The organism is Catenibacterium sp. co_0103 (assembly GCF_004168205.1).
Classification (GTDB): Bacteria; Bacillota_I; Bacilli_A; order Erysipelotrichales; family Coprobacillaceae; genus Catenibacterium; species Catenibacterium mitsuoka_A.
Map to the genome: position 1 here is coordinate 1 of NZ_RCYB01000106.1, position 6,171 is coordinate 6,171.

Sequence of the window (6,171 nt, forward strand, 5' to 3'; positions counted from 1 at the left end):
CTTGTCAGTATATACCATATGATTCTTACTGGAGAGACATTTAATCCTTCAGATTATGAATCATTTAGAAATCCTAAGCCACCTATAAAGCAACAAGTTTTAACAGAAGAATCAGCGATAGAGTTTCTTAAGAAATCAGGTTTTGACGTTTCTAAATTAACTAAACCATAATATTCAATTATTCTATTTTTTCTAAATTATTCAAACTTATTTTTAAGTTTGTCTTTTTTTATACGTTTTGATTGATTTTTGTTTCACACTTCTACTGTCGCAAATGCAGCAATAAATGCAGTAAATAAACCAGCAGCACCTAAATAATATGTTCTTATATATTCTCCTGCTTTTGCATCTGTTCCAAAAGTAGTAATAATCAAGAAACATACAACTGCAGTGACTGAAACAGCGTCTTCATCAATCTTATACTCTTTAGCCAAGTTCTTAGCTAATAGATAAACAATTAATAAAGCCATAATATTCATACCAGCGCTACCAATAGCACCAAGAACATTCACAATATCTAATCCCTGGAACCCAAACCATTTATCAAAATAGTTTCCTTTTCCTAAGAATACACTATTCAATAGTGTACATAATGAGCAGCCAATGATAATTGGCATAATAGTTACAAAAGCATTTCTAATAGCGGCTAAGTATTTATTCTTTGATAACACTTCCGCAAATGGCAGAATCTTATCTGCAATCTTATCCATTAAAGCGTTCATTTTATTTTTCTCCTTCTATTACATCTGTAAATCTCTTTGTAATGACTTGTGGTCTTGTAATAATAGAACCTACCACTACGCTATAACATCCTAGTTCTAATACACGTTTTGCTTTTTGAGGAGTATCGATATTTCCCTCTGCAATAACTGGATGTTTAACCTTTTTTAAGATGTCTCTTATGATTTTAAAATCATCCGCATTGATCTGATTCCCCTTGCTTTGGTTGGTGTAACCAACTAATGTCGTTCCAATGAAATCAAATCCTAATTCATCAGCATGTACTGCCTCTTCTACAGTACTGCAATCTGCCATGAATAATTGTTTAGGATGATTTTCTTTTACTTTCTTGAAGAAAGCATCTAAAGATATACACCCTGGACGCGTGCTTATTGTTCCATCCATCGCAATGATGTCACATCCCACCTGAACAAGATGATCTACATCTTCATAAGTTGGTGTAATATAAACATCACTGTCTTTATAGTCTCTTTTAATAATCCCAATAACAGGTAATGGAACTGCCTTCTTGATTGCTTCAATATCTTTAACAGAATTCGCACGAATTCCTTTTGCGCCACCCTGCATTGCAGCAACAGCCATGCGTGACATAATCAAAGAAGAATGAAGCGGTTCATCTTCCAAAGCCTGACAGGAAACTATTAAATGTTTTTTTATTTCCCCAACCATTCTATGTTCTCCTTTCATTACCAATCATAATCAGACTTCCTCATCACTTCAATGAATCTTGCGGGTTTGGAATCTACTTTCAAACAAATAAAAAAAGAACCTCATAACGAGATTCTTATAAGAAAGCGCTTTCATATCATCTAGAAGAACTTATATTCCTTTAATAGGGCTTCTAGATCAGAGCCCTCTATTCTTTTTAACAACTCTTTTAAGACAAGACGTTTTGTGAATGACTGACTTTCCATGAAAGTCTCATCACCATATAAAGATGAGAAGACACTTAAATAGTCTTCAATAGAATAACGATAAGCTGGAATACTTCTAGTAATATGTAATAAACTATACACTGCATTCATTGCGGTATGTACGAGATAATCTAAGCTTACTGGATATTATAAGGTAATGAGACACCTCCTCCTATATAGGCATAGTTTGTTCCATTGGTATGTGCTTCTAGATATTCTATAATAGGTACAATCACTGATTCATACACGCAATACTTAGGAGAAATCATACATTGTGTTGTCAATATATGCATATAACGATGTAATGTCACTTTAAAAGAATGAGCATCATTGACTTGAAATAAAGCATGCCAATAACAGTAGAAATCAGATTCCATAAAGTCCTGACTGAATACATCTTTAACCTGTTTATCTTCTAATTGTTCATCTGAAGTAAAGAAGAAATGAACAAATTCTGATATCAATTGGTCACCCTCAATTGTAAAATAAAACTGGAATTAAATTTTTATATATATTTACCATGTAAAAATTGATATCTTTTCTTAAAATAATTGTTTAACATAATTTTGCAGGCGATGTAGTATTCGTACAATCAAAATAGTTTCTTTAGTAATCTGATAAAATATAATGTAATTATCACATGTTAAAAATCGAAATCCACTATCAATATTATTTTCTAAATACCATACTGGTCCAAGTTGGGGATATTCCTTAAGTTCACTAATTTTATCGAGAATTCCTTTTACTGTTTTTTCTGCTGCAATCGGATTATTCAAATCATCATAGATATAATCATAAATTCTATCCAAATCTTTTCTTGATTTTGGTGAGTAAAATATTTTAATCATTATTGAATCTCTTTTCAAAATGTTTTAGCATTTCATCTTCATCAATCCACCCTTCTTCATTAGCAGAAACAACACTTTCATTTAACATGCTCATAAGTTTCATCTCAGCAACAAGTTTATCGTACTTCATTGCTTTTTCATACATTTCCTCCTGTTCATTGATATCCATAATGGTATAACAACCATGACCATTTTTTGTTAAATAAACAGGTGAACCAACAGATACTTTTTCTAGCACTTGATTATAATTTCTTAAATCTGAAATAGGTTTAATGACTGGCATAAAAATCACTCCTTACATCATTATTATACATATTTATTAAGAATTATTCAAAGTAATATTATTAGAAGAATTCTACTAATAATTGGTTTTCCATTCTTTTATCTAAATGAAAACGGCAGAAATGACTACATGAATAAGACTGCACGCAGGGTGATTGATTACTGTATCGATCATGATATTGGAACTCTTGTTGTGGGCTATAATGAAACATTTCAGAAGGATTAGAACATAGGCAAACTTTTGGGATAAGGATGTCATACCAGTCTATAAGAGTGATGATACTGAAAAATACCATTTCAGTGGAAAGAGAATAAATCGAGGACAGTATAGAACAGCTAGTGGACAAGTTCTGAACGCAGATGTAAATGGTACATTAAATATCCTGCGTAAAAGTAGCATTGTGGATGCAAATATTGTCTATACAGTAGAGACGAAATGGACACGCAATAAGAATACGGAGTATTAAGTTGAGGTAGTTCACAAGTAGAAAATGTCATGTCCCTGTTGACATAACATATAAGCGACTGCCTGTCGCACAAAAAAAAGAACCTCATAATGAGATTCTTATAAGAAAGTACTTTCATATTATCTAGAAGAACTTATATTCCTTTAATAGGGCTTCTAGATCAGATCCCTCTATTCTTTTTAATAACTCTTTTAAGACAAGACGTTTTGTGAATGACTGAGTTTCCATGAATGTCTCATCACCATATAAAGATGAGAAGACACTTAAATAGTCTTCAATAGAATAACGATAAGATGGAATACTTCTAGTGATATGTAATAAACTATACACTGCATTCATTGCGGTATGCACAAGATAATCTAAGCTTCCTGGATATTCATAAGGTAATGAAACTCCTTCACCTATATAAGCATAATTTAATCCATTGACGTGTGCTCCACAATGAGTACTAGTATGAGTGTAAGGAACGGTAGAAGCAGACATCAATGAGAGTTCATTGATTTTATTCTGTGGAATACCCAAGTGATAAAGCCATTCTGCACATATCTCATAGCCTTTACTTTCTAGCATAGACTTTTCTACATAATCACCTGTTTTCTCTGGATGTAATCCATGAAGTAGAATGACACATTCATTCTCTTTCTGGTTCTTATAGTAAGGCTGTCTTGGTATTGTCCAGTTGAGTTCCCAGGCTGATTCATTAATTGGAATCACACCACCTGTAATATCTTCACCAGAAAGTGGATCTATTTGAAGTATATTTCTTAGGTAATGGATGATTTTCTCATCATGAGTTGTAATGACTGCATGGGCTATAGAATCTTTACTTTGACTTGTATGAATAAATAGAAGATCCTGATTTGTCAGATCTATAGTTTCTTCCATACCTTCACTCTTAATTGTAAAAGCAGTGGCTTTATCGTCTTCTATTTCTATATGAGTCACTTCAGTATTGAAATGGAAGACTATATGATGTGCTTCTAGATATTCTATAATAGGTACAATCACTGATTCATACATGCAGTACTTAGGAGAAATCATGCTGTGCGAGGTCAATATATGCATATAGCGATGTAATGTTACTTTAAAAGAATAAGCATCATTGACTGGAAATAAAGCATGCCAACAATAGTAGAAATCAGATTCCATAAAGTCCTGACTGAATACATCTTTAACCTGTTTACCTTCTAATTGTTCATCTGAAGTAAAGAAGAAATGAACAAGTTCTGATATTAATTGATCACTTAATTGTATATTATGAATAGTCTTCATAGGTGCATCATGGTTTAAATAAGTCATTTCATCTAAAACAGTGAGTCCCTCTGTTTCTATAGAAGGTATAGAACGTAATATATCCCATAAATAAAGACTACGATTATCTACAAAGGAAAGATAAGACTCATAATGGTGAAATGAATCTACTGAATCTATAATATGAATATGTTCACCCTTTAATGAACCATCTCTCAATAAATAACAGGCAGTCACTAAGCTAGTAAAGTCACTTCCTAATATATATGCATTATGCGCATCAATGTTTTCTCTTTTTCTTGGCTTCACAAATAAATCCATGGCAATCCCCCCTATCCTCATAGTATAGAAAAAATAAAATATAAAAAAATAAACATCCCATACAAGATGTTTATTTTTTATACATTATAGTGTTTTTGTTTAAAAGGTTTCATAGCGTTTTAAGGCTGCTTTGATGTTTCCTTTGATTGCTTTATCTAGTTTACGGATAATAAGTTCTGGGTCCTGTCGCATATCATTATTGATCCACTCTAATGTAAGACCTACAAAAGAATACTTATAGAAATTCGCAAGGAACTCTTTGTCATCTTCTCTGACATTCATTCCTACAGCCTGTTCATCTACAACATCCTTTAATAACTTATATACAATTCTATAAAGATATGTTTCTACATGTTCACGACTAACAGAACGATAAACATTAGTGACAAATGGTTTGTTGTCTAAAATAGCACCAAAGAGTGCATAGAGACCTTCTTCCCATGTATTAGATGTTTTATGGCCCTGTAATACTTCTTCAGCATCCTGAATACATGACCATTCTACGAGATCATAAATATCCTGGAAATGATAATAGAAAGTCATACGGCTGATACCACAGTCTTCTGCAATATCATTAATAGTGATCTTATCAAGAGGCTTCTTTAATAATAAATGTTTCAATGACGCTTCAATAGCGCGTTTCGTAGTTTGTGACATTATGGCCCTCCTTATATTCACTATTATGCACGTTGTTTTTATATTTTACAACAAAAACGTATAGATGATATTGATGATTGGCATAGTAATAATACATAAAAGAACAGATAATGCGTTAATAACTGAACTTTCAAAAGCATGATTATCATATAATTGCGCAAACTGAGTCACAGTAGAAGCTGCAGGACCACTGGCTGCAAGTAATGAAATCATTAATACCTGTGATGCACTTGGGAATAGTTTTGTCACGCCTGTAAAAATAAAAACTAATAAAATAATTGCTGGGAATACAACTAAACGAAGGAAACATACGACATAAGCACGGACATTGGTAAAGACTTCCTTCATATTCATACCAGCAAGTAACATTCCTACTACAAACATAATTAATGGTCCCATTAAGCTGCCCATACCAGATACAGCACTCTGAAACATCGTAAGTAATTTAATCTGTAAGAAGAACATAATGATACCTGCTGCAATCGCAATCATGTTGATGTTCAATAAAATCTTCTTTAAATCAAAGTGTGTATCTTCACTAATAATGAGCTTACAATGTGTCCACAATAATAAAGTCTGTACAATCATCTGACTACTCCCACGGGCAAGCCTTTGGGGTTCTGATTGCCAAGTGTAGCTTGTAATCGTACATCATTTTCAGACTTTGGAGTTACAAGTGTAAATCTATTT

9 protein-coding genes are annotated in these 6,171 nt (G+C 32.6%); all 9 read right to left on the reverse strand.

What is annotated here, in order from left to right; all coding sequences use genetic code 11:
- Positions 1–254: 254 nt before the first annotated feature.
- Entirely contained in the window at positions 255–722 is a 468-nt protein-coding gene (locus tag EAI80_RS11405; RefSeq protein ID WP_129982134.1) for a PTS transporter subunit EIIC, read from the reverse strand.
- Position 723: 1 nt separating this feature from the next.
- Positions 724–1,410: an N-acetylmannosamine-6-phosphate 2-epimerase gene (locus tag EAI80_RS11410; protein ID WP_129982135.1), complete on the reverse strand. Its 687-nt coding sequence runs from the start codon at positions 1,408–1,410 to the stop codon at positions 724–726.
- Positions 1,411–1,550: 140 nt separating this feature from the next.
- Positions 1,551–1,757 carry a hypothetical protein gene (locus EAI80_RS11415; RefSeq protein WP_129982136.1) on the reverse strand — a complete coding sequence of 69 codons (207 nt, stop codon included), beginning with the start codon at positions 1,755–1,757 and terminating at the stop codon, positions 1,551–1,553.
- A 35-nt stretch (positions 1,758–1,792) separates the two neighbouring features.
- Positions 1,793–2,119, reverse strand: a complete 327-nt coding sequence (locus tag EAI80_RS11420) for an oleate hydratase (protein WP_161220347.1) — start codon at positions 2,117–2,119, stop codon at positions 1,793–1,795.
- A gap of 78 nt (positions 2,120–2,197) precedes the next feature.
- A complete protein-coding gene (locus EAI80_RS11425) occupies positions 2,198–2,503 on the reverse strand; it encodes a type II toxin-antitoxin system RelE/ParE family toxin (RefSeq protein ID WP_129982138.1) in 306 nt (101 codons plus the stop codon).
- The gene (locus EAI80_RS11430; protein WP_006504885.1) at positions 2,496–2,786 is read right to left on the reverse strand and encodes a hypothetical protein; all 291 of its coding nucleotides are present in this window, start codon (positions 2,784–2,786) and stop codon (positions 2,496–2,498) included. Before EAI80_RS11430 ends, EAI80_RS11425 begins: the two co-directional genes overlap by 8 nt.
- Before the next feature lie 589 nt (positions 2,787–3,375).
- Positions 3,376–4,824, reverse strand: a complete 1,449-nt coding sequence (locus EAI80_RS11440) for an oleate hydratase (RefSeq protein ID WP_161220348.1) — start codon at positions 4,822–4,824, stop codon at positions 3,376–3,378.
- 99 nt (positions 4,825–4,923) lie between these two features.
- Positions 4,924–5,481 (reverse strand): TetR/AcrR family transcriptional regulator, encoded by a 558-nt coding sequence (locus EAI80_RS11445; protein ID WP_022424285.1) that lies wholly within the window; start codon positions 5,479–5,481, stop codon positions 4,924–4,926.
- A 45-nt stretch (positions 5,482–5,526) separates the two neighbouring features.
- Complete coding sequence (locus EAI80_RS11450) at positions 5,527–6,069, reverse strand: AEC family transporter (protein ID WP_238634591.1); 543 nt, start codon at positions 6,067–6,069, stop codon at positions 5,527–5,529.
- Positions 6,070–6,171 lie beyond the last annotated feature (102 nt).